Below are 20,951 nucleotides of genomic sequence, written 5' to 3' on the forward strand. Positions count from 1 at the left end.
AAGGGACCGTGCCATGTTCAGGCATAGGACCGTCATCGCCATGGCCGCCGCCAGCGCCGTGGTCTTCCTCGGCGCCGCGGGCATCGCGCTCGGCGGCACGACTCCCGCCGACCACGTCGGCATCACCGCGGGCACCGCGGGATGCGGCAAGGCACCGACGCTGACGAGCGGCCAGCACACGATCAACACGGGCGGCCAGAACCGCTCGTACATCCTGCGGGTGCCGGCCAACTACGACAACAACCGGCAGTACCGCCTGTACGTCGGCCTGCACTGGCTCGGCGGCACGGCCAACGACGTCGACTCGGGCGGTACGGACGGCTACAACTGGTCGTACTACGGGCTGCGCAAGCTCGCCGACGCGGAGAACAACGGCACGATCTTCGTCGCCCCGCAGGGCAACAACAACGGCTGGGCCAACCCGAACAACCAGGACCTGACGTTCATCGACGACCTGGTCAAGCTGATCGACAACGGGCTGTGCGTCGACCCGACGCGGCGGTTCGCCAGCGGCTTCAGCTACGGCGGCGGCATGTCGTACGCGATCGCCTGCGCCCGTGCGAACGTGTTCCGCGCGGTGGTCGTCTACTCCGGCGGCGTGCTCAGCGGGTGCACCGGCGGCAACGACCCCATCGCGTACATGGGCGTCCACGGTGTCAGCGACAACGTGCTCGACATCTCGCAAGGCCGGAGCATGCGCGACCGGTTCGTGCGCAACAACGGTTGCACACCGCAGAACGCGCCCGAACCCCGTGCGGGCAGCCACACGCACATCGTCACCAACTTCAGCGGCTGCCGGCCCGGCTTCCCCGTGGTGTGGGCCGCGTTCGACGGCGGGCACACGCCCGGTCCGATCGACTCCGGTGGTGACGGCTGGCGCACGTGGACCTCCGGCGAAGCGTGGAAGTTCATCAGCCAGTTCGAAGGTGGTGGCGGTGGCACGACCACCACGACCACGACCACGACCACCACGACGACTACGACCACCACGACGACCACGACGCCGCCTCCCACCGGGGGCTGCCAGGTCAAGGACGCGGTCAACGCCTGGAACACCGGCCTGACGTCGAGCATCACCATCACCAACACCGGCACGACGCCGATCAGCGGTTGGTCGCTGGTCTTCACCCTGCCCGGCGGTCAGACCATCACGTCCGGCTGGAGCGCCAGCTACTCGCCCGCCTCGGGCCAGGTGACGGCGAAGAACGTCAACTACAACGGCGACATCGCGCCGAACGCGTCGATCACCATCGGCTTCCAGGCCAACCACACCGGCAACACGTCCGCACCGGACTCGTTCGCCCTCAACGGAAAGAGCTGCACCATCTCCTCCTGACCGACCACCGCCGGACCGCCGCCCGGAGAAGCCCACCGACAGAGAGCGCGAACATCCATGGGACACAAGAAAATTCTCCGTGCGGCGGGGTGGCTGGTCGCTGCCGTCGCCCTGGTCCTGTCCAGCCCCGGCGCCGCCGGAGCACAGGTGTCCGCCGCTTCCGGCGATCCCACCGCCCTCGCGGGGACCGCCGGTTGCGGCAAGGCACCGACCCTGCGCAACGGCAACCAGACGATCCAGACCAGCGGCAAGACGCGGTCGTTCATCCTGAGCATCCCGGACAACTACGACAACACCAAGCAGTACCGGCTGGTCTTCGGCTTCCACTGGCTGGGCGGCACCATGGACCAGGTGGCGGGCGGCGGCAGCGATGGCGCCGTCTACGCCTACTACGGGCTGAAGCCGCTGTCGAACAACTCGACGATCTTCGTCGCGCCGCAGGGGTTCAACAACGGCTGGGGCAACTCCGGCGGCGAGGACGTCCGCTTCGTCGACGACATGATCAGCCGGATCGAAGGCGACCTCTGCGTCGACACCACGCAGTTGTTCTCCATCGGCTTCAGCTACGGCGGCTCGATGAGCATCTCGCTCGCGTGCTCCCGCCCGACCGTCTTCCGGGCGATCGCCGACATCGCGAGCCCCGGTGAGATCAGCGGCTGCGCGGGCGGCACCGCACCCGTCGCGTACATGGGCATCCACGGCATCAACGACAACATCGGTGGCGGACGGGCGCAGCGGGACCGCTGGGTCCGCAACAACGGCTGCACGCCCCAGAACGCCCCCGAGCCGGGACCCAACAGCCGCACGCACATCACCACCTACTACTCCGGTTGCAAGACCGGCTACCCGGTGGTGTGGGCACCGTTCGACGGCGGACACCAGCAGGGACCGGTCGACGGGTGCGCCGGTTGCGAGAGCGGTGCGCGGAGCTGGGTGAAGACCGAGGTGTGGAAGTTCTTCACCGGTGAGGCGCCCACTCCCCCGACGACGTTCCGGCTGCGCGGCGAGGCTTCCGGCCGCTGCCTGGACGTCAACGGCGCCGGCACCGCGAACGGCACTGCCATGATCAGCTGGGACTGCCACGGCAACGCCAACCAGCAGTTCACCGTGACCGGCCAGACCCTCCAGGTGACCGGCAAGTGCGTCGAGGCGCCCAACAACGCGGGCTCCGGCACCCAGGCCCGCATCTGGGACTGCAACGGCGGCGCCAACCAGAACTGGAACATCGGCACCAACGGCACCATCACCAACGTCCAAAGCGGACTGTGCCTCAACGCCACCAGCAACAACAACGGCGCCGCGGTCACCGTCGCGACCTGCAACGGCAGCGCCGCCCAGCGCTGGGCCAAGGCCTGAGCAGACTGCCGGAAGTCGTGTTCGCGACTCGCCGGCGGGTGAGGTGGATGAAGGGCGCCTTGCTCCACCTGGTGTGGATGAAAGAGCCCTTCATCCACGTAGGTGCCCGGCAGACGGGGTTGCGGACAAGACCTCTCGACACGGCCTGGCTGGGGGTCGGTGAAGGCGGGCACCGGCGCGGCGACCGCCTTCACCGGTTCTTCCGGCCTCCAGTGACGAAAACCGAAGGGACAACGATGTTCCACCAGCACAAAGGGGCGCGTCATGCTCGGTCGTAGAAGCATCATCGCCATGGCCGCCGCGAGCGCCGTGGCCTTCCTCGGCGCCGCCGGCATCGCGCTCGGCGGCACCACTCCCACCGGTCAGGCCGCGGGCACCGCGGGCTGCGGCAAGCCGCCGTCGTTGAGCAGCGGCCAGCACACCATCAACACCGGCGGCCAGAACCGCTCGTACATCCTGCGGCTGCCGCCGAGCTACGACAGCAGCCGGCAGTACCGCCTGTTCGTCGGCCTGCACTGGCGGGGCGGGACCGCGAACGACGTCGACTCGGGTGGCACCGACGGTTACAACTGGTCGTACTACGGCCTGCGGCGCCTGTCCGACCAGGCCGGCAACGGCACGATCTTCGTGGCACCGCAGGGCAACGGCAACGGCTGGGCCAACCCCGGCGGTCAGGACCTGACGTTCATCGACGACATGCTCAAGCAGCTGGAGGGCGGGCTCTGCATCGACACGACGCAGCGCTTCGCCGGTGGCTTCAGCTACGGCGGCGGCATGTCGTACGCGATCGCCTGCGCCCGCGCGAACGTCTTCCGCGCGGTCGTCGCCTACTCGGGCGCGGAGCTCAGCGGCTGCGACGGCGGCAACCAGCCGATCGCGTACATGGGCGTGCACGGCGTCACCGACAACGTGCTCAACATCAGTCTGGGCCGCGGTCTGCGGGACAGGTTCGTCCGCAACAACGGCTGCACCGCCCAGAACGCCCCGGAACCGGCGGCGGGCAGCCACACGCACATCATCACGAACTACAGCGGCTGCCGGCCCGGGTATCCGGTGGTGTGGGCGGCGTTCGACGGTGGCCACACGCCGGGCCCGATCGACTCCGGCGGTGACGGCTGGCGCACCTGGACCTCCGGCGAGGTGTGGAAGTTCATCACCCAGTTCTCCGGCGGCACCGGCCCGACGACGACCACCACCCCGCCGCCGGCCTCGTTCCGGTTGCGCGGCGAGGCGTCCGGCCGCTGCCTGGACGTCAACGGCGCCGGCACCGCGAACGGCACTGCCATGATCAGCTGGGACTGCCACACCAACGCCAACCAGCAGTTCAGCACCGTCGGGCAGACCCTCCAGGTCACGGGCAAGTGCGTGGAGGCGCCCAACAACGCGGGCTCCGGGACACAGGCCCGCATCTGGGACTGCAACGGCGGCGCCAACCAGAACTGGAACATCGGCACCAACGGCACCATCACCAACGTCCAAAGCGGACTGTGCCTCAACGCCACCAGCAACAACAACGGCGCCGCGGTCACCGTCGCGACCTGCAACGGCAGCGCCGCCCAGCGTTGGGCGAAGGCATGAGGCGCACACTTCGCGGAGCAGGATGGCTGGTCGCCGTCCTCGCGCTGGTTCTCTCCGGCGTCGGCGTGGCCGACGCGAGCACGACTCCCGGCTGCGGCAAGGCTCCGACGCTGCGCAACGGCAAGCTGACGATCCAGAGCGGCGGCAAGAGCCGGCAGTTCATCATCAGCATCCCGGACAACTACGACAACACCCGCCAGTACCGCCTTATCTTCGGGTTCCACTGGTACGGCGGTACGGCCGAGCAGGTGGCGGGCGGTGGCAGCGACGGTGACGTCTACGCCCACTACGGCCTGCGGCGACTGGCCAACAACTCGGCCATCTTCGTGGCACCGCAGGGACTCAACAACGGCTGGGCCAACTCCGGCGGCGAGGACGTCCGCTTCGTCGACGACATGATCAGCCGGATCGAAGGCGATCTCTGCGTCGACACCGGCCAGGTCTTCTCGCTCGGTTTCAGCTACGGCGCCGGGATGAGCGTCGCGCTGGCGTGCGCCCGCCCGACGGTGTTCCGCGCGATCGTCTCCATCGCCGGCGGCGAGATCAGCGGCTGCGAGGGCGGCAACACACCGGTGGCGTTCATGGGCATCCACGGCATCAGCGACAACATCGCCGGCGGCCGCGCCCTGCGCGACCGGTGGGTCCGCAACAACGGCTGCACCCCGCAGAACGCGCCGGAACCCGCGCGGGGCAGCAACACGCACATCACCACCTACTACTCCGGTTGCAAGACCGGCTACCCGGTGGTGTGGGCACCGTTCGACGGCGGCCACCAGCAGGGACCGGTCGACGGATGTGCGGGCTGCGAGAGCGGGGCCCGCAGCTGGGTCAAGTACGAGGTGTGGAAGTTCTTCACCGGTGAGGCGCCCACTCCTCCGACCACGTTCCGGTTGCGCGGTGAGGCTTCCGGCCGCTGCCTGGACGTCAACGGCGCGGGCACGGCCAACGGCACGGCCATGATCAGCTGGGACTGCCACACCAACGCCAACCAGCAGTTCAGCGTTGTCGGGCAGACCCTCCAGGTCACGGGCAAGTGCGTGGAGGTGCCGGCCAACGCCGGTGCCGGCACCCAGGCCCGGATCTGGGACTGCAACGGCGGCGCCAACCAGAACTGGAACATCGGCACCAACGGCACCATCACCAACGTCCAAAGCGGACTGTGCCTCAACGCCACCAGCAACAACAACGGCGCCGCAGTCACCGTCGCGACCTGCAACGGCAGCGCCGCCCAACGCTGGGCCAAGGCCTAGCCAGGTCCTGCCCGGTGCTCGATGAAGGGCTCCTTCTTCCACCCCAGGTGGAGGAAGGAGCCCTTCATCGACGGCGAGCACCGCCCGGAGTCGCGGACACCGCGACCACCGACAGCAGCACGAGCGCACCGGCCGGCCCGAGCACGGTCCACGGTGCCAGCTCCAGGTACGGCTGGTTCTCCGAGAGCAGGCGGCCCCACTCCGGGGCGGGCGGTTGCTCGCCCAGGCCGAGGAAGCCCAGCGACGCCAGCACGAGCACCGTGGTGGGCAACCGCAGCACCGCGTTGCTCAGCACCGAAGGCAGCACCGCGGGCAGCAGGCCGCGCCGCATCAGGTGCAGCCGTCCCGCCCCCATCGACCGCGCCACCCGCACGTGTCCGGTGGCCCGTTCCTGCTCGAACAGCGCGGCGGCCTGAGCGGCGTGCGGGGTCCACGCGACCAGGCTGACCGCGCAGGCCGCACCCCACACCGACGGTCCGGCCACGGCGGTCGTCAGCAGGCCGACGAGCACGGCGGGCAGGGTCGACACCACCTCGGTCAGACCCTCGCCGGCACGGCCCGCCGTGCCGACCAGCAGTCCGATGAGGACACTCACGGCGGTCACCGCGAGCGCGAGCGCCGTCGTGCGCAGCGCCCCGTGGCCCAGCCGGGCCAGCAGGTCGCGGCCGAGTGCGTCGGTGCCCAGCGGATGCGTGATGGACGGCGACGCCAGCCGCGCGGCCATGTTCACGTGCGACGGGTCGCGCAGCAATCCCGCCACCACCAACGTGAGCAATACGAGCGCACAAGAACACGCAACCCACCGGGTGAAGCGGTGCGGCCGCACCGCGCACGGCTCAAGCGCGGGCAGTGCGCCGTCGCGCAGCGCCGGGCCGAGCAGGGCGCGGCGGGCGGCACGCACGAGCACGCCCGCGACGACGCCGAGCAGCACGAGCACCAGCGTGGCGGTCTGCAGCAGCGGAAGGTCCCTGGCCAGGGCCGCGTCCAGGGCCAGCCGGCCGAGGCCGGGCACGGTGAAGATCTTCTCCACCGCGACCGCGCCGCCGACCAGGGCCACGACGGTCGGCAGCAGCTGCGGCAGCACCCCGGCCACCGCACCGCGCAGGCCGTGCCGGGCGATGTGGCCGGGCGGCAGCCCGCAGGCGTGCCACGTCCGCACCCACGGCTGGGCGAGCACGGCCGGCAGTGAGCGCTCGAGCAGGCCGCCGATCACCGCGCCGGACGGCACGCCGAGGGCGAGCGACGGCAGCACCATCGACGCCGGACCTTCCCAGCCGCCGGACGGGAACCAGCGCAGCCACACCGCGAACACCGTGGCGAGCAGCGCGGCCAGCAGGAACTTGGGCAGCGCGGCCAGAAACGCGACCGCGGTGTCCGCGCGCGGCCGCGCTCCGTGCCGCAGGGTGCGGGCGCAGAGCAGCGCCGCCACCACGACCGTGACGACCAGGGCGCCGAGCATCAGCGTCACCGAGACCGCGAACGCGTTCATCACCTCGGGCAGCACCGGGTGACCCGACACCCAGGACACGCCCGCGTCACCGCGCGGCAACCCGCCCAGCCAGCGCAGCAGGTGCGGCAGCGGACCCCGGTCCAGACCGAGCTGCTCCCGCACGGCCGCCAGCTGCCCGGGACTGGGGTCCTGGTCGGCCGACCGCGCGCGCAGCACCGCCAGGGCCGGGTCGGTGCCGGACAGCCACGGCAGCAGCGCGACGGCCGCCAGCACACCGGTTCCCGCGACGACCCGACCGGCGACGACCGCTGTGGTTCCCACTACTTCAGGCGGGTGCCGACGGTGATCAGCGACCGCTCGCGTGGATCGAGCACCACGCCCTCGACGCGTGTGCTGATGCCCTGCACGACCTTCTCGTGCACCAGCGGCACGACGGCGTCCGTGCGCAGGATCTCCGCCTCGGCCCGCATGATCTTCTGCTGCCGCCGCGCGGTGTCGCTCTCCTGGGCGGCGGCCGCGATGGCCTGGTCGACCTGACCGTCGTGCAGCCGCGCGATGTTGTAGACGCCCGTGCCGGCGAAGTCGCTCGCGAGGAACGCGACCGCGTCACCGGTGTCGAGCAGCGTCACGCGCGAGAAGACCAACGCGTCGTACTTGCCCGCGAGCAGATCGGGTTCCATCTGCGTGTACTCGCGCACGTCCTGCTGCACCGTGAACCCGGCCTTCTCCAGCTGCTGCTGCAGAACCGTCGCGGCCTCCGGCAGTTCGGCGCGGTTGGTGTAGGCCGCGAGGCGCAGCGTCCTGCCCTGGGTCCTGGCCTGGACGTCCGCGACCGGCAGGGCCTGCGCCCGTCCGGTCACCGCGACCCGGTTGGCCGCCGCCCACCCGACCGCGGGTCCGAACAGCCCCCGGGCGGGATCGGCGAAGCCGCCGAAGACCGGGCCGACGACCGCGGAGCCGTCCACGGCGGCACGGGCGGACGCGCGCAGCGAGGGGTCGGCGAAGATGCCGTCCGCGGTGTTGAGCACCAGGCTGTCGGTCCGCACGGACGGCACGTCGTGCCGGGTGCCGTCGGCCAGCAGCTTCGCCTGGGAGGTCGGGATCCACTCGGCGACGTCGGCCTCACCGGAGCGCAGGGCGTTGGCCCTGGACGTGCCGTCGGCGATCCAGGTCACGTCGATGCCGGCCAGCGCGGCCCGGCCGCCCCAGTAGCCGTCGAACCGGTCGAGGGTGGCCGTGCTCTTGCCGTTGAGCTTGGTGATCTTGAACGGGCCGGTGCCCGTGCCGACCGGGCTGACCGTGCCGTCCGGTGCGTACGCCTTCGCCGCGAGCACGCCCAGCGCGGGGCTGGCCAGCCGCAGCGGGAGCACCGGGTCCGGCGTGCTCGTGGTGATCGTGACGGTGTCCGCGTCCTCGGCCCGCGCGGTCAGCGTCACGTCGCTCAGCACGCGGGGCTTGACCTTGGCCGCGGCGGCGTGACCGAGCGCGGCGACCACGGCGTCGGCGGTGACCTCGGTGCCGTCGTGGAAGGTGGCCTTGCGCAGCTCGAAAGCCCAGGTCGTGTCGTCCTTGCGGGTCCACGAGCTCGCCAGCGCGGGTACGGCGGCACCGGTGGCGTCCAGAGCCGTAAGACCCTCCGCCACGGAAAGCTTGCCCAATACGGTGGCGTCGTTGCCCAACGGCGACAGCGCCTGCGCCGGTGGCACCGCGAGCGCGACCCGCAGCCGGCCGGACGATCCGGCCTCGGCGCCACCGGACACGAAGCATCCGGTCAGCAACGGGGTGAGGGCGAGCAGGGCGCAGAGGCTCGTGAGGGGGCGGCGGAAGCGGTGCATGGCCGCCACCTTATGAGGCAAGCCTAACCAACGCGGAACCACAGTGGTTGAAATCTCAATGATCGTCGAGCCGATCGTCTCGGTTTCCGGCCGTACGTCTCGACCGCTCACGGGCCGTGAACACCCTCGCCCGAGAACCTCGTAGTCACGGGCAGTTGCCCAAGCAGGAGAAGGGAAGAACGACGATGAAGCGCATGCCGTCGGCGCCACGGAACACCAGCGTCCTGCGGTTCACCCTGGTGTTGCTGGCGATCGGGGCGTGCGTGTTCGGGGTCTACCGGTACGCCGCTCCGCAGTCGAGCGCCAAGGCGGGCGACTGCGTGGCGATGACGTTCACCGGCGACGGCACCGGTCAGGCCACGACCACCCCCTGTGACGACGAGAAGTCGATGTTCCGGGTGGGCAAGGTGCTCACCCGCCGCGGCGAGAACTGCCCCGACGGCCACGACGAGTACACGGTGCTGGTCGACCCGAAGGCGGGCACGCTGTGCCTGCTGCCGCACCTGGTCAAGGGTTCCTGCTACCGGCCGGGCGTCCCCGAGCACAGCTGGTACCGGGCCCGGTGCACCGGTGAGGGCGGCATCAAGGTCACCGAGGTGCTGGCCGGCACCACCGACCAAAGCCGCTGCCCAGCCCGCTCGGAAGCCCTGTCCTACGACGAACCGCGCATCACCTACTGCTACACCAACGCCGACTTCTGACCGCTCAGGACCTCAGCGCGTGCGCGAGCTCCTCGATCGCGTCCGGCCCGGTGCGGCAGCAGCCACCCACCAGCCGCGCGCCGCCGTCGGCCCACTCCCCCGCCAGCGCGGCGAACCCGGTGCCGCCACCGCTCCACGACCGGCCCCTCGCGTCCCACTGCTCACCGCTGTTCGGGTAGACCACGACCGGCAGGCCGGTCACCCGGCGCGCCACCTCGACCGCGTTCGCGACGTCCTCCGGCGCACAGCAGTTGACGCCGACGGCGATCACCTCGCCGACCCCCGCCGCGACCGCGAACGCCTCGTCGAGCGGCTGGCCCGCGCAGGTCCGGTCGCCGCGGATGCTGTAGGACAGCCAGGCCGGCACCCCGCTGCCGCGCACCACCTCCAGCACCGCCGCGGCCTCGTCGGCGTCGGGGATCGTCTCGACCGCGAGCACGTCCGGCTCCGCCGCGCACAGGGCCTCGATCCGGGGCCGGTGGAACTCCACGAGCTCCTGACCGGAGAGCCCGTAGCGGCCGCGGTACTCCGAGCCGTCGGCGAGCATCGCCCCGTACGGCCCGACCGACGCCGCGACCCAGCGTTCACCGTCCACTTCGGACGCTGCCGAACGGGCCAGTGCCACGCTGGCCCGCAACAGGCGCGTGGTCTCGGCGGCGTCGAGGCCGCGGCGGGCGAAGCCCTCGTAGGTCGCCTGGTAGCTCGCGGTGATGGCGACGTCGGCGCCCGCCTCGTAGTAGGCGAGGTGGGCGGCGCGCACCGCGTCCGGTTCGGCGAGCAGCAACCGGGCCGACCACAGCTCGTCGGACAGGTCGTGCCCGGCGAGCTCCAGCGCCGTCGACATCCCGCCGTCCAGCACGACCACGTTGCGAGCCAAAGAATCCGCCAGCGTCACCGGGAGATCCTACAAAAGCGCGGTGGAGGAGTGCGTGACAGTCTCTCCGCCGAAATCCTCACGCACTCCTCCGGAACGGCCGCGGGACGACGCCTTTCGTGCGGGCCGCATTTCCGCACGCCCCGAGCGCCGTCCGCGACCGCCCAGCCGGTCAGCCGGATGCGCGGTGCACCGGGTCCGGGGTGCTCGCCCGCCGGGACAGGCGGGGTGGCAGCAGCATCAGCGGCGGTGGTTGCTTGCCGTCGAGCTTGGCCACCAGCAGGTCCACCGCGTGCCTGCCCAGCTCCTCCGCCGGCAGCCGCACCGAGGTGAGCGGTGGCGACATCTGCTCGGCCAGCTCGTCGGGACAGATCGCCACCACGGCGACGTCGCCCGGCACCTGGCGGCCGGCCGCGCGCAGGCACGCGGTGATCCAGCCGAGCGCCGCCTCGTTGTGCACGACCAGCGCGGTCATCGACGGGTGCGCGCGGATCAGGCCCTTGACCGCGCGCAGCACCGAGTCGTGGTCGTCCTCGACGGACAGTGCCGTCGCGGCCACGCCCCTGCGCATCGCGGCGGCGCTGAAGCCGTTCATCGTGCGGTGGGCGAAACCACTGCTGCGCCGGTAGACCGCGCTCGGCGCGCCGAGGAAGCCGATCGAGCGGTGGCCGAGGTCGGCGAGGTGGTCGACGCACTTCGCGCCCGCCGCCTCGAAGTCCAGATCGACGCAGGTGAGACCTCTGGCCGCGGCGGGGTGTCCGATCAGGACGGACGGTTTGGACAGCTGCCGCAGCAGCGGCACCCGGTCGTCGTCCATCTCCACGTCCATCACCAGGAAGCCGTCGACCTGGGCGCTGTTCGCGGCCCTGCGCAGGCCGGCGGCACCGTCGTCCGCGGTCATCAGCAGCAGGTCCATGTCGTAGCGGCGCGCGGTCGTGACCGCGGCGGTGACGAACCGCATCACCGCGGGCAGGTGGGTGCCCGCGCGCAACGGCAGGACAAGGCCGATCACGTTGGTCCGGCTGGTGGTGAGCACGCGGTCGGCCACGTGCGGCTGGTAGCCCAGCGCCCTGATGCTCTCCCGGACCCTCGACTTCGTGTCCGCGGAGATCGACCGCTTGCCCGTGAGCACGTAGGAGACGGTGCTCGGAGCGACTCCCGCGTGCCTCGCGACATCCGCGATCGTGACCACACCGACCTCCTTTCACATTCACTCGCGCTGAGCGTTCCGCAACCATAGGGAGCGCCCGCAGATGACATCAAGAGTCATGTTCGCGTTAACATTGCGCCGAGTCAGTGGTCCAGACGAATATCTTCCGTCTGGAAAGTTGCCTGTGTGGGCACGCTCACAACGTCACCGTTGGCCCAATGGCGATCGATGCGCGCGTAAGTCCCCGGCGTGACCAGCCTCGACGCCACACCGTTCACCCGCAGCCCGGCGCCCACCACGTGGGACGGGACGCGCACCCGCAGGTCGATCCGGCCGGACCCGCCGATCGTCAGCTTGATCGACTCAGTCGCCGACGGCTCCTGCCGCACCGAGATCCCCCGTCCGGCCCAGGTCAGCACGGAAGGGACGAACAGGTTGACGTACAGCGTGGGCCCGGCGTGGAAGTAGATGCTGTCGCCGTGCCGGGTGCCCGCCTCCAGACCGGTGCCGTGGCAGCACGTGAAGTCGTCGGTGTCCTGGACGGCCAGCAGGTGCAGCGCCTTCTCGTAGTGGTCGAAGTACCGCGCCTGACCGGGATCGGCGCGGAAGAGCTCGCGGGCCAGCCTGAGCACGTTGTAGGTCTCGCACAGGTGGTCGGAGTGCTGCGCGGTCCGCCAGAAGTCCAGGGCGGCGTCGCGGTAACGGGCCGTGCCCGTGGCGTGGTACGCCCGGATCGCGCCCAGCGCCGTGAAGCTGCTGACGTGCTCGACCTCGAAGTACCGCGCCGTGATCAGGTGCGCCGGGTCGCCGGTGAGCTGGTAGAGGTTCGCGAGCACCTCGTGCATCCCGCCGGGCTCGGTGGCGAGCACCTCCCGCCGCAGCGCGGCCGGCAGTCTGCCGATGCGCCACGCCGCCCACGCCGCCATCCTGGTGGCCACGGTCAACGCCTGCGCGTTGCCGAGCAGCCGGTGCACGTCGAGCAGGCCCGCCATGATCCGGTGCAGGGTGTGGTACGGCGCGCGGACGGGCTGGCGCGCTTCCGCCGCGCCGAGGAAGCCCTCCGGGAACGCCGACAGGTAGCCGGTGCTGTAGCCGGCGATCCTGGCCCGGTCCTGGCACAGCGCGAGCTGCTCGACCAGGTAGTTCGCCCGCACCGAGAACATGCGGTCGCCGGTGGTCGCGAACGCCTGCGCCAGCGCGGACAGCACGTGCCCGGCCGACTGGCCGCGCAGGTGCGAGGCGGGCGCCTCCGACCCGCCGCACGGGACCACCCCGGACGGCAGGCCGACGTTGCGGCGGAACGTGTGCAGCAACCGGTCGGGGTCGAGCAGCCGCAGCCGGGCGTGCACGCGGGAAGCGTTGTCCCGCAACGGTCCCGGCAACAGCATCACCGCGCCGAGCGGGAACGGCTCGGCCGACACGCCGAAGTCCGCACGGGCCGCGGCGACGCGGGGAAGAACGACCTCTGGCATGGTGCACGACCTTTTCTGGGACCGCAGGGGCTCCCGCGCGAGCGGGATTTCGCGCGGGAGCCGATTCAGGGCAGCCTCGTCGTCACAGCGCCGGGTAGGCGTTGCGCATGAGCTCCTGGAACTGCGCGGAGAACCACTTGCCCGACAGCGGGGCGTCCGGCAGCGCACCCGACATGCTGTTGCCGTTGCGGATGTTGCCGGTGTAGGTCGGGTCGCACATCTTGTCCGCGCCCTTGCCCTCGTTGTTCGGGATCTCCTTGCTCGCGCCGTCGGACTCGCCCGGCGGCTTCATCCACACGTAGGCGTCGATGCCCGGCGCGGGCGCCGCCTTCGGCCGTTCGCCGAGCCCGGCACCGGCCTGGTTGCACCAGTTGCCGGTGTGGATGCGCCGGTCGATCCTGCCGCCGTTGACGTACGCGTCCACGCTCGTCTTCGGGCCGGGGCCCGCCGGACGCGCCGCACCGCCCCAGCCGTTGCGGCTGGTGTCGATCAGCATGCCGATGTTCTGGTCGAAGCCCGCCTGGATCGCGCGCTGCCGGAACGCCTGCGCGTACGACAGCTCGTCGACGTAACGGTTCCAGTCCACCCACTTCGACTGGCGCACGGACGTGCCGTTCACCGAGTCGTCGATGGTGAAGTACGGCTCGTGCAACGCGCCGTAGTTCGCGGTGTTGGCGATGAAGCCCACCACGTTCGCCTTGGTGCTGCCGGACGCGTTGGCCGCCTGGAACAGCAGCTCGGCCGTCGGGCCGAAGTTGTCGTCCCAGCCGATCCAGCCGTGGTGGCCGATGTCGAGGTAGTTGTAGACGTTCGGGATCGCGCCCAGCTTGGCGAGCGCGTAGCCGACACCGGTGATGTAGTTGCCGTTGGCCTTCATGACGTCGCACGCCGGGACGGCGGTGTTGCGCGGCGTCACGTTGGTGACCAGGTTCGGCAGCGAGTCGATCTCCACCGTCGTGACGATCCGCAGGTTCTTGTACGCCGGCTTGGCGAAGATCGCCGCGATCGGGTCGATGTACTCCTTCTTGTAGCGGTCGATCTCGGTGGGCTTGAGCTCACCGTTGGACGCGAGCGCCGAGCAGTCGCGACCGGGCAGGTTGTAGATCACGAACTGGATCACGAGCGGTGAGCCCGCCGCCTGGCGCACCGCCTCGTCCAGATGTCCTTCGACGCCACGGCCGTCGACCGTGCCGGTGATCGCCGCGATGCGGTCGATCCACACGCCGGTCGGCTGGTTCGCGACCCTGCTGCCACCGGGCTCGGCGGCGGCCTTGGCCGACCAGTCCGGGTTGACGTACATCTTCGCGCCCGCGTACGGGTTGTCGACGCGGTTGCCGGGGTCCGGGTTCGGGTTGCCCGACGTCGTGGTCGTCGTGGTGGTGGTCGTCGTCGTGGTCGTCGTGCTCGTCGGCGGCTGGCCGTTGCACACCGTGCCGTTCAACGTGAACGTCGCCGGGCTGGCGTTGGTGCTGCCGGTGTAGCTGCCGTTGAACCCGATGTCGATGGACGCACCGCTGCCCAGGCTGCCGTTCCACGACGCGTTCGTGGCCGTGACGTCCGCGCCCGACTGCGACCAGGTCGCACTCCAGCCCTGCGTGACGCGCTGGTTGCCGGGGAAGCTGAACTTGAGCGTCCAGGACGACACCGCGTCACCCAGGTTGGTGATCTTCACCGCCGCGCCGAAGCCTCCGCCGCCCCAGTTGTTCGCCGTGTAGTCCACACGGCAGCCAGGTGCGGCGCCCGCGGGCGCGCTGAGCGCGAGCCCGGTCGTCGCGACGGCGGTGGCGACCACGGCACCCGCCGCGGCCCACCGCCTCTGTCCGTTGAGCCTCATTGCCACGGATCTCCTGTCTTTCAATGGTGTTTGATCTCGACGAACGAGCACGCGGCCGGCGTGCACTCCAGTCGCCTCAGGCCGAGGTACTCCATGCCGTCCGACCCGGTGAGCGCGAACCCGTCGCCGAACACGAGGTCCGGGTCGCCCCGGACCTCGCCTCGTGCCAGTGCCTCGTGCCAGGCCTCCGCCAGGCCCGGCCGGAGCACCAGCAGTCCCAGCCGCTCGTAAGGCGGTTTGACGCACGTGGCCCAGTCGGCGATGAACGGCCCGTAGACCTTCGACCGCACCGGACCGGCGAACGCGGCGAAGTCCTCGCCTTTGCGGACTTCGGTGCACTCGCCGGTGACCTCGTTGAGCCAGGAGGCGATCCCGTCGACCCCCTTGGCCGGGTCCGGGGCCGGTGCGGCGTGTCCGACGACGATGACGAACACGACCGCACCGGCCACGAAGAGGGCGAGGAGGACCCTCATCACGGAATGGCGCAGGACACGCCGCTGAGCGTGAAGTTCACCGGATCCGTGACCGCACCGGACGTCGTCGCGTTGAACCCGAACTCCACCGTGCCGCCGGCGGAGATGTCGGCGTTGTACGACGCCCCCTTGGCCGTGGCCTTGCCGTCCGCGACGGTGATCGTGGACGACCACGCCGAGGAAAGCTGTTGCCCGCTGGGGAAGTCCCAGACGAGCTGCCACGAACGCACCGCTTCCGCGCTGCCGTTGGCGATCTTCACGTTCGCCGTGAAGCCGCCGTTCCAGGTGCTCGGCTTGGTGTAGGTCACCGTGCAGGCACCGGGTCCGCTGCCGGTGCGGACCGTGACGCCGGCCGACGACGGTGAGACGTTGCCCGCCGCGTCGACCGCGACCACGCGGAAGGTGTACTCGGTGTTGGCGGTCAGGCTCCTGACCGTGGCCGAGTTCGTCGCCGAGGTGGCGACCACCTGGTCACCGCGGTAGACGCGGTACTCCGACACGCCGAAGTTGTCCGTCGACGCCGCCCAGTCCAGCCGCACCGAGCTGCCGGTCACCGAGGACGCGACCGGCGTGCCGGGCGCGGTGGGCGGCTGCGTGTCCGGCACGCCGCCGCCGAACACCACGTCCGAGCAGCTGTAGAACGCCTCCGGGCTGTCCGAGCGCTGCCACAGCGAGAAGATGATGTGGCGCCCGGACTTGTTGGGCAGCTTGGCCTGCCAGCTGTACTCGCCGTTGCCCAGCGGAGGGTTCGTCACCTTGTCGAACGGCGCCGGCTCCAGGTCCGACCACTTGAGCGGCTTCGTCACGTCGAAGCCGTCCTTGGTGACGTACTGCTCCCACGTGCCGGGGTGCGGCGCCCAGGCGTTGTACCGCAACGTGACCGTGGCGTTCGCGGTCAGCTGCGTGGCCGGCCAGTCGGCCCGCGCCTGGTTGTAGGCGTCGTACTTGGTGGCGGGGCCGCACAGGTGACCGTCGGCGATGATGTCCCGGCTCCGGCCGCCCGCGTTGCTGAGCAGGTTGCCGTACCAGTCCCACAGCGGTTGCTTGCCGCCGAGCGCGACCGCCTGGACGCACGCGGGGTTGGTGGGCTGCAGGTCACCGCCACCGCTGCCGGCCCGTCCGTCCAGGTAGCAGGCGTAGGTGCGGCTCGCGGGCCAGACCATCGACCCGTGGGCGAGCGCCGTTCCGCCGGTCTGCACGAGCACCGCGCCGGTGGTGGCCGCGACGAGCAAGAGCGCTGCTATGCGTTTTCTCATCTCGGTACTCCTCACCCGAAGATCTCGCCGTAGAGCGAGAACGCGGTGGCGATCTCGGTCTGCGCCCAGAAGCGGTGATAGGTGAACTCCGGCGCCGGTCCACCGTCCAGATAGGACTGGACCTTCGGCCACTGCGGGTCGTTGCGGAACATCGACCTCATCGACAGGAAGCTCGCGCCCTGCTTGATCTGGTCGCCGTTCGGCATCTTCCCGGTCCAGCCCGGCGGCACGTACGGGCCTTCACCGGTGCTGGAGTTGTAGACGTCGTCGAACCGGTTGTAGTCGGTGCGGACCTCGGGAGTCGCGATGCCGATGCTGTCCTGGTGCGCGAGCAACCCGGTCAGCAGCGCCTCACCCGTGGTCTTGGCCTGGGCGTTGCCCGACTTCGCCGCGTAGTTCAGCAGCACCTTGGCGAACGACGCGGCCACGCCGACGTCCTGGTTGCGGTTCAGCACCCGGACCTTCAGGTTGGCGTTCGCACCGGGGTTGGTGGCGTTCCACGTGTCCGGTGCGCCCGACCACTCGAGGTCGGCAGGGATCTGGAAGTTCGCGCCGGTCGTGGTGTTCGCGATCGCCCACGGCACCCACTTGTCGAGGATCTTCTTCGCACGGGCGTCACCGGTCAGCCGGTACAGCGCCGCCGTGCGCTCCAGACCCCACACCTGGAAGCCGAACCACCGGTTCGAGGGCGGGTCGTGCCACACCGGCTGCGGGTCGTAGTACATGCCGTAGAACGTCGGCGTGCCCGCGGGAGGCGAGCTGTAGGAGCCGTCCCAGCTGTTCGTGACACCACCGGCGATCGCTCCGTCGGACGACTGCAGCCACTGCAGCAGCTCCAGCTGCCGGTCGAGGCTCTTCGCCCAGTCCTGCTGCCCGGTGGCGGACAACGGCTTCAGCGCGGGCACGTTCGACAACGCGTAGGCCGCCAACGGGTTCTGGTAGCCCTGGTGCGAGGCACCGTCACCGATGCGCCAGGCCCATCCGGCCGACGTGTCGTACGCGCCACCCCAGGCGTAGTACCAGGACAGCAGGTAGTGGTCGCTGTCCTTGCCCGCGCCCGCGGGGCACGACGGGCTGGTGCAGCCGCCGATCTTCTTGAAGTACTTGTCGAACATGGCGTACCTCAGGTAGTCGCCCATCTTCGCGGCCTTGGCGACCTCGGGCGCGATCTGCGACTGCTTGCCCTGCGCGGTGGCCCAGTTCTGCGCGAGCAGTGCGACCTGCACGGCGCGGGCGTCCGCGTCCGGGGCGTCGGTGTACTTCCACTGCTTGGCGTAGGACGAGTCCTTGGTGAACAGGTCCAGGTAACCGTTGGGGCCACCGAACTTGAACGTGTCGCACGACGGCTGCGGGATGGTCTCCCACACCGACTCAGAGGAACCGCGCTGGTAGGTGTTGATGTACGCGGGTGCGGTGGTGCCGTCGCCGCAGTGGCCGAAGCCGTAGGTGTTGTCGACGTCGAGCAGCCAGTGCATGCCGTAGATGTCGGAGTTGCCGTAGGCGGCCTTCAGCTCGGACGCGATCGGGTCCTGGCCGACGGAAACGCCGGAGTCCAGCACCGCCGGGTAGCGGTCCATCCGCGGGTGCTCGGGCGCGTAGGTCGCCGGCTTCGACGCGTTGTACGAGCTGTTGGTCGGCTGGTCGGCCTGCGACGGGATGATGAACTTCTCCATCGACGCCCAGGCGGACTTGAACGGTGCCCAGTCACCGGTGACGCGGCCGTAGCTCGCCTCCAGCCACAGGTAGTAGCTGAACGCCTCGGACGTCGTCTGGTGCCCGTGGTCCGGTGCCTCCACCATCAGCGTCTCGACCGAGTGGTACGGCACGAGCAGGTCGCCGAACTTGCGGAAGTAACCGCTCGCCGGGTCCTTGATCTTGTTGTACTGGTCCAGGAACGCCTTGTTGAAGTCCGAAGTGGACGGATCGATCTCCTTGACCGTCACTGACGCCGGGCTGTAGCCGGTGGCCGACGCGGTGAACGTCGCGGTCGCGAGGTCGCCGCCGTTGTTCGCCGACGCCACCGTCACGGTCTGCTTGGCCGCACTGGTGAACGTGAGCGTCGCCGGCGTCGCGGTCAGGTCCGCGCTGCCGGTGCGGGCGATCGTGACGGTGACCGGCTGGCTCGGCGCGGTGGCCAGGGAGACGTCGAACGTCGCCGACTGACCCTGCTTGACCGAGACCGTGCTGGGGCTCGCCAGCACCGCCGGCCCGGACAGCACCTTGACCGCGGCGGGGGCCGAGGTCGTGGTGGCACCGCGGTTGTCGGTCGCCCGTGCGGTGACGCTGTGGTCACCCGCCGCCGCCGAGGTCCACGTGGCGCTGTAGGGCGCGCTGGTGTCCGTCGCGATCAGCGTGTCGCCGTCGTAGAAGTCGACCTTCGTCACCGTGCCGTCGGAGTCCGCCGCGGTCGCCGCCAGCGGGATCTGCGCGGGCAGCGTGTAGGTGCTGCCGTTCGCGGGCGCGGTCAGCGAGACCGTCGGAGGCTTGTTGGGGCCGGTGCAGGACACGCCGTTCACCGCGAAGTCCGTCGGTGGCCGGTTGGTGGCGCCCTTGCTGCCGTTGAAGCCGACCTGCGTGGTGCCGCCGGCCGGGAGCGTGCGCGCCCAGTCCGGGTTGGTCACGGTCACGACCGCGCCGTTCTGCGTGAAGGTGCCGTTCCAGCCCTGGGTGACGCGTTGCCCGTCCGGGAACGTCCAGGTCAGGTTCCAGCCGTTCAGCGCGTCACCGTCGTTGCGGATCGACACGCTGGCGCCGAATCCGTTGCTCCACTCGTTCGTGATCGAATAAGTGACGGTGCAGGCGACCGCCGCGGGGGCCGCCATCGCGGGTACCCCTCCGATCACCATCACCGCCGCAGCCATCAATGCCGTTGTTCGTCGAGTCATGCCGCCGCCCTCTCGACAACTGGGAGCGCTCCCAGAGTTCACGGCACTGTAACGCGAGCCACATCGCGTACTGGCCCCCCGGTGCAGCCGGTGCTGCACCGGAAAGCCCTTGCCACTGGACCACTCGGCACATCAGCCGTTCGTCTGCCAGATTCCCTTACTGCTCCCTTCGAGTGGAATTCTGGGAGCGGTCCCAGACCGTCGGTGTGATCAAAAGCGTCCAGTTCCCACGCCTGCCGCGACAACGCTCTTTGCGCTGCTCACGGGGTTGAGGAGGCAGGAATGGAGAAGATTCTTCACCGAACCACCCCTGGCCGTCCGTTCCTGAGTTGACGAAATGGATGTTCCGCAGAGCCCTCGGAGTGGTCACCTTCGACCAGTGGGTCCGCCTCGACGGTGGAGGCGACGCCGTACGCCGTCACACCGCCGTAATAGTCGTTGCGGACGTGCACCGGGTTGCCGACGGCACGCGCGGCGACCGCGCCGGACACCCGCACGGTGGCGAAAATCAGCGCTGCGCGTTTCGGAACCATTCCACACTCCCACGAGTGCGTGGTGGTACAACCAAGAAAACCAGCCCACAACAATCCGGTCAACCAATTCGAGAGCGTTCGAGTCGAACAATCGAAAATAGTTGACAGGAAAGACGACGGCTCTACCATCGAATTACCGCCGCGCATCCCCGCAAGCGGAGCGCACATGAAGAAACTGGCACCAGTGGTGTTGGCCGCGGCGCTGGCCGCGTTTCTCGCACCACAGGCACAGGCAGCAGGCAGCACCTTCCCGAACCCGACGGGCTCCAAGCCGGTCGGCGCGACCATCAAGGTTCCCGCGGGCACCTACGACGGTGGCATGCAACGGTTCTACGGCACCGGCAACCTGGGCTCGGGCGACCAGAACGAGAACCAGGACCCCATCTTCCAGCTGGCCGACGGCGCGACGCTGAAGAACGTCGTGCTCGGCGCACCGGCGGCGGACGGCGTCCACTGCCTCGGCACCTGCACGCTCACCAACGTGTGGTGGGAGGACGTCGGCGAGGACGCGGCCACCTTCAAGGGCACGTCGTCATCGCAGACCATGACCATCAACGGCGGCGGCGCGCGCAAGGCCGCCGACAAGGTGTTCCAGCACAACGGACCGGGCACGATGATCATCCGCAACTTCCAGGTGGACGACTTCGGCAAGCTCTACCGGTCCTGCGGCAACTGCAAGACCCAGCACAAGCGCAGCGTCGTGCTGGAGAACATCACCGCGTTCTCCCCCGGCAAGGCGCTCGTCGGCATCAACACCAACTACGGCGACACCGCGCGGTTCTCGAAGATCACGATCGTCGGCGACAGCAAGAAGAAGATCGCGATCTGCGACAAGTACCAGGGCGTCACGAGCGGTGAGCCGAAGAAAATCGGCACCGGCCCGGACGGCACGAACTGCCTCTACCAGTCCTCCGACATAACCTACCGCTAGTTTGAGCGATGAAGGGCTCCTTCATCCACCTCACGTG

Annotated in this window: 16 protein-coding genes; 6 read left to right on the forward strand and 10 right to left on the reverse strand. The window is 69.9% G+C overall.

Going from position 1 to position 20,951, the window contains the following annotated elements:
* The first annotated feature begins 40 nt into the window (after positions 1–40).
* From ABZV40_RS39860 to ABZV40_RS39875, 4 genes are all read left to right on the forward strand, one after another.
* The gene (locus tag ABZV40_RS39860) at positions 41–1,336 is read left to right on the forward strand and encodes a cellulose binding domain-containing protein (protein WP_355454264.1); all 1,296 of its coding nucleotides are present in this window, start codon (positions 41–43) and stop codon (positions 1,334–1,336) included.
* Positions 1,337–1,393: 57 nt separating this feature from the next.
* Positions 1,394–2,692 (forward strand): ricin-type beta-trefoil lectin domain protein, encoded by a 1,299-nt coding sequence (locus tag ABZV40_RS39865; protein WP_355454266.1) that lies wholly within the window; start codon positions 1,394–1,396, stop codon positions 2,690–2,692.
* A 264-nt stretch (positions 2,693–2,956) separates the two neighbouring features.
* Complete coding sequence (locus ABZV40_RS39870) at positions 2,957–4,270, forward strand: ricin-type beta-trefoil lectin domain protein (RefSeq protein WP_355454268.1); 1,314 nt, start codon at positions 2,957–2,959, stop codon at positions 4,268–4,270.
* Positions 4,267–5,520: a ricin-type beta-trefoil lectin domain protein gene (locus tag ABZV40_RS39875; RefSeq protein WP_355454270.1), complete on the forward strand. Its 1,254-nt coding sequence runs from the start codon at positions 4,267–4,269 to the stop codon at positions 5,518–5,520. Before ABZV40_RS39870 ends, ABZV40_RS39875 begins: the two co-directional genes overlap by 4 nt.
* Before the next feature lie 64 nt (positions 5,521–5,584).
* Here the strand turns inward: ABZV40_RS39875 and ABZV40_RS39880 are convergent, their stop codons facing one another.
* Together ABZV40_RS39880 and ABZV40_RS39885 are read right to left on the reverse strand one after the other, a co-directional pair.
* Positions 5,585–7,291, reverse strand: a complete 1,707-nt coding sequence (locus ABZV40_RS39880; RefSeq protein WP_355454271.1) for an ABC transporter permease subunit — start codon at positions 7,289–7,291, stop codon at positions 5,585–5,587.
* Positions 7,291–8,805: an ABC transporter substrate-binding protein gene (locus ABZV40_RS39885; RefSeq protein WP_355454273.1), complete on the reverse strand. Its 1,515-nt coding sequence runs from the start codon at positions 8,803–8,805 to the stop codon at positions 7,291–7,293. Before ABZV40_RS39885 ends, ABZV40_RS39880 begins: the two co-directional genes overlap by 1 nt.
* Before the next feature lie 194 nt (positions 8,806–8,999).
* Between ABZV40_RS39885 and ABZV40_RS39890 the strand changes: the two genes are divergently transcribed.
* Entirely contained in the window at positions 9,000–9,506 is a 507-nt protein-coding gene (locus ABZV40_RS39890; RefSeq protein ID WP_355454275.1) for a hypothetical protein, read from the forward strand.
* A gap of 4 nt (positions 9,507–9,510) precedes the next feature.
* On the opposite strand, the gene mmuM is transcribed toward ABZV40_RS39890, so the two are convergent.
* The 8 genes from mmuM to ABZV40_RS39930 all read right to left on the reverse strand — a co-directional run bounded on the left by mmuM (position 9,511) and on the right by ABZV40_RS39930 (position 19,983).
* A complete protein-coding gene (gene mmuM, locus ABZV40_RS39895; protein WP_355454277.1) occupies positions 9,511–10,401 on the reverse strand; it encodes a homocysteine S-methyltransferase in 891 nt (296 codons plus the stop codon).
* A 151-nt stretch (positions 10,402–10,552) separates the two neighbouring features.
* The gene (locus ABZV40_RS39900; RefSeq protein ID WP_355454279.1) at positions 10,553–11,572 is read right to left on the reverse strand and encodes a LacI family DNA-binding transcriptional regulator; all 1,020 of its coding nucleotides are present in this window, start codon (positions 11,570–11,572) and stop codon (positions 10,553–10,555) included.
* A 101-nt stretch (positions 11,573–11,673) separates the two neighbouring features.
* Complete coding sequence (locus ABZV40_RS39905; RefSeq protein ID WP_355454281.1) at positions 11,674–13,002, reverse strand: beta-L-arabinofuranosidase domain-containing protein; 1,329 nt, start codon at positions 13,000–13,002, stop codon at positions 11,674–11,676.
* Positions 13,003–13,084: 82 nt separating this feature from the next.
* Positions 13,085–14,836, reverse strand: a complete 1,752-nt coding sequence (locus ABZV40_RS39910) for a glycoside hydrolase family 6 protein (protein ID WP_355454283.1) — start codon at positions 14,834–14,836, stop codon at positions 13,085–13,087.
* A gap of 20 nt (positions 14,837–14,856) precedes the next feature.
* A complete protein-coding gene (locus ABZV40_RS39915; protein ID WP_355454285.1) occupies positions 14,857–15,309 on the reverse strand; it encodes a hypothetical protein in 453 nt (150 codons plus the stop codon).
* Positions 15,309–16,565: a lytic polysaccharide monooxygenase gene (locus ABZV40_RS39920; protein ID WP_355454287.1), complete on the reverse strand. Its 1,257-nt coding sequence runs from the start codon at positions 16,563–16,565 to the stop codon at positions 15,309–15,311. Before ABZV40_RS39920 ends, ABZV40_RS39915 begins: the two co-directional genes overlap by 1 nt.
* 11 nt (positions 16,566–16,576) lie before the next feature.
* On the reverse strand, positions 16,577–19,450 hold the full coding sequence (locus tag ABZV40_RS39925) for a glycoside hydrolase family 48 protein (protein ID WP_355454288.1): 2,874 nt from the start codon (positions 19,448–19,450) through the stop codon (positions 16,577–16,579).
* 296 nt (positions 19,451–19,746) lie between these two features.
* On the reverse strand, positions 19,747–19,983 hold the full coding sequence (locus ABZV40_RS39930; RefSeq protein WP_355454290.1) for a hypothetical protein: 237 nt from the start codon (positions 19,981–19,983) through the stop codon (positions 19,747–19,749).
* Between the two features lie 166 nt (positions 19,984–20,149).
* On the opposite strand from ABZV40_RS39930, the gene ABZV40_RS39935 reads away from it, so the two are divergent.
* Positions 20,150–20,914 carry a pectate lyase gene (locus tag ABZV40_RS39935; protein WP_355454292.1) on the forward strand — a complete coding sequence of 255 codons (765 nt, stop codon included), beginning with the start codon at positions 20,150–20,152 and terminating at the stop codon, positions 20,912–20,914.
* Positions 20,915–20,951: the final 37 nt, after the last annotated feature.

Origin of the sequence: Lentzea sp. NPDC004782 (assembly GCF_040609115.1) — a bacterium.
Lineage (GTDB): Bacteria > Actinomycetota > Actinomycetes > Mycobacteriales > Pseudonocardiaceae > Lentzea.

What these genes read in the sequence shown, in the direction of transcription:
- ABZV40_RS39875 (WP_355454270.1), top strand. Translation starts at nt 4,267, where the DNA reads ATGAGGCGCACACTTCGCGGAGCAGGATGGCTGGTCGCCGTCCTCGCG.
- ABZV40_RS39905 (WP_355454281.1), bottom strand. Translation starts at nt 13,002, where the DNA reads ATGCCAGAGGTCGTTCTTCCCCGCGTCGCCGCGGCCCGTGCGGACTTC.
- ABZV40_RS39890 (WP_355454275.1), top strand. Translation starts at nt 9,000, where the DNA reads ATGCCGTCGGCGCCACGGAACACCAGCGTCCTGCGGTTCACCCTGGTG.
- ABZV40_RS39860 (WP_355454264.1), top strand. Translation starts at nt 41, where the DNA reads ATGGCCGCCGCCAGCGCCGTGGTCTTCCTCGGCGCCGCGGGCATCGCG.
- ABZV40_RS39910 (WP_355454283.1), bottom strand. Translation starts at nt 14,836, where the DNA reads ATGAGGCTCAACGGACAGAGGCGGTGGGCCGCGGCGGGTGCCGTGGTC.
- ABZV40_RS39935 (WP_355454292.1), top strand. Translation starts at nt 20,150, where the DNA reads ATGAAGAAACTGGCACCAGTGGTGTTGGCCGCGGCGCTGGCCGCGTTT.
- ABZV40_RS39920 (WP_355454287.1), bottom strand. Translation starts at nt 16,565, where the DNA reads ATGAGAAAACGCATAGCAGCGCTCTTGCTCGTCGCGGCCACCACCGGC.
- ABZV40_RS39930 (WP_355454290.1), bottom strand. Translation starts at nt 19,983, where the DNA reads ATGGTTCCGAAACGCGCAGCGCTGATTTTCGCCACCGTGCGGGTGTCC.
- ABZV40_RS39870 (WP_355454268.1), top strand. Translation starts at nt 2,957, where the DNA reads ATGCTCGGTCGTAGAAGCATCATCGCCATGGCCGCCGCGAGCGCCGTG.
- ABZV40_RS39885 (WP_355454273.1), bottom strand. Translation starts at nt 8,805, where the DNA reads ATGCACCGCTTCCGCCGCCCCCTCACGAGCCTCTGCGCCCTGCTCGCC.
- ABZV40_RS39865 (WP_355454266.1), top strand. Translation starts at nt 1,394, where the DNA reads ATGGGACACAAGAAAATTCTCCGTGCGGCGGGGTGGCTGGTCGCTGCC.
- ABZV40_RS39915 (WP_355454285.1), bottom strand. Translation starts at nt 15,309, where the DNA reads ATGAGGGTCCTCCTCGCCCTCTTCGTGGCCGGTGCGGTCGTGTTCGTC.
- ABZV40_RS39925 (WP_355454288.1), bottom strand. Translation starts at nt 19,450, where the DNA reads ATGACTCGACGAACAACGGCATTGATGGCTGCGGCGGTGATGGTGATC.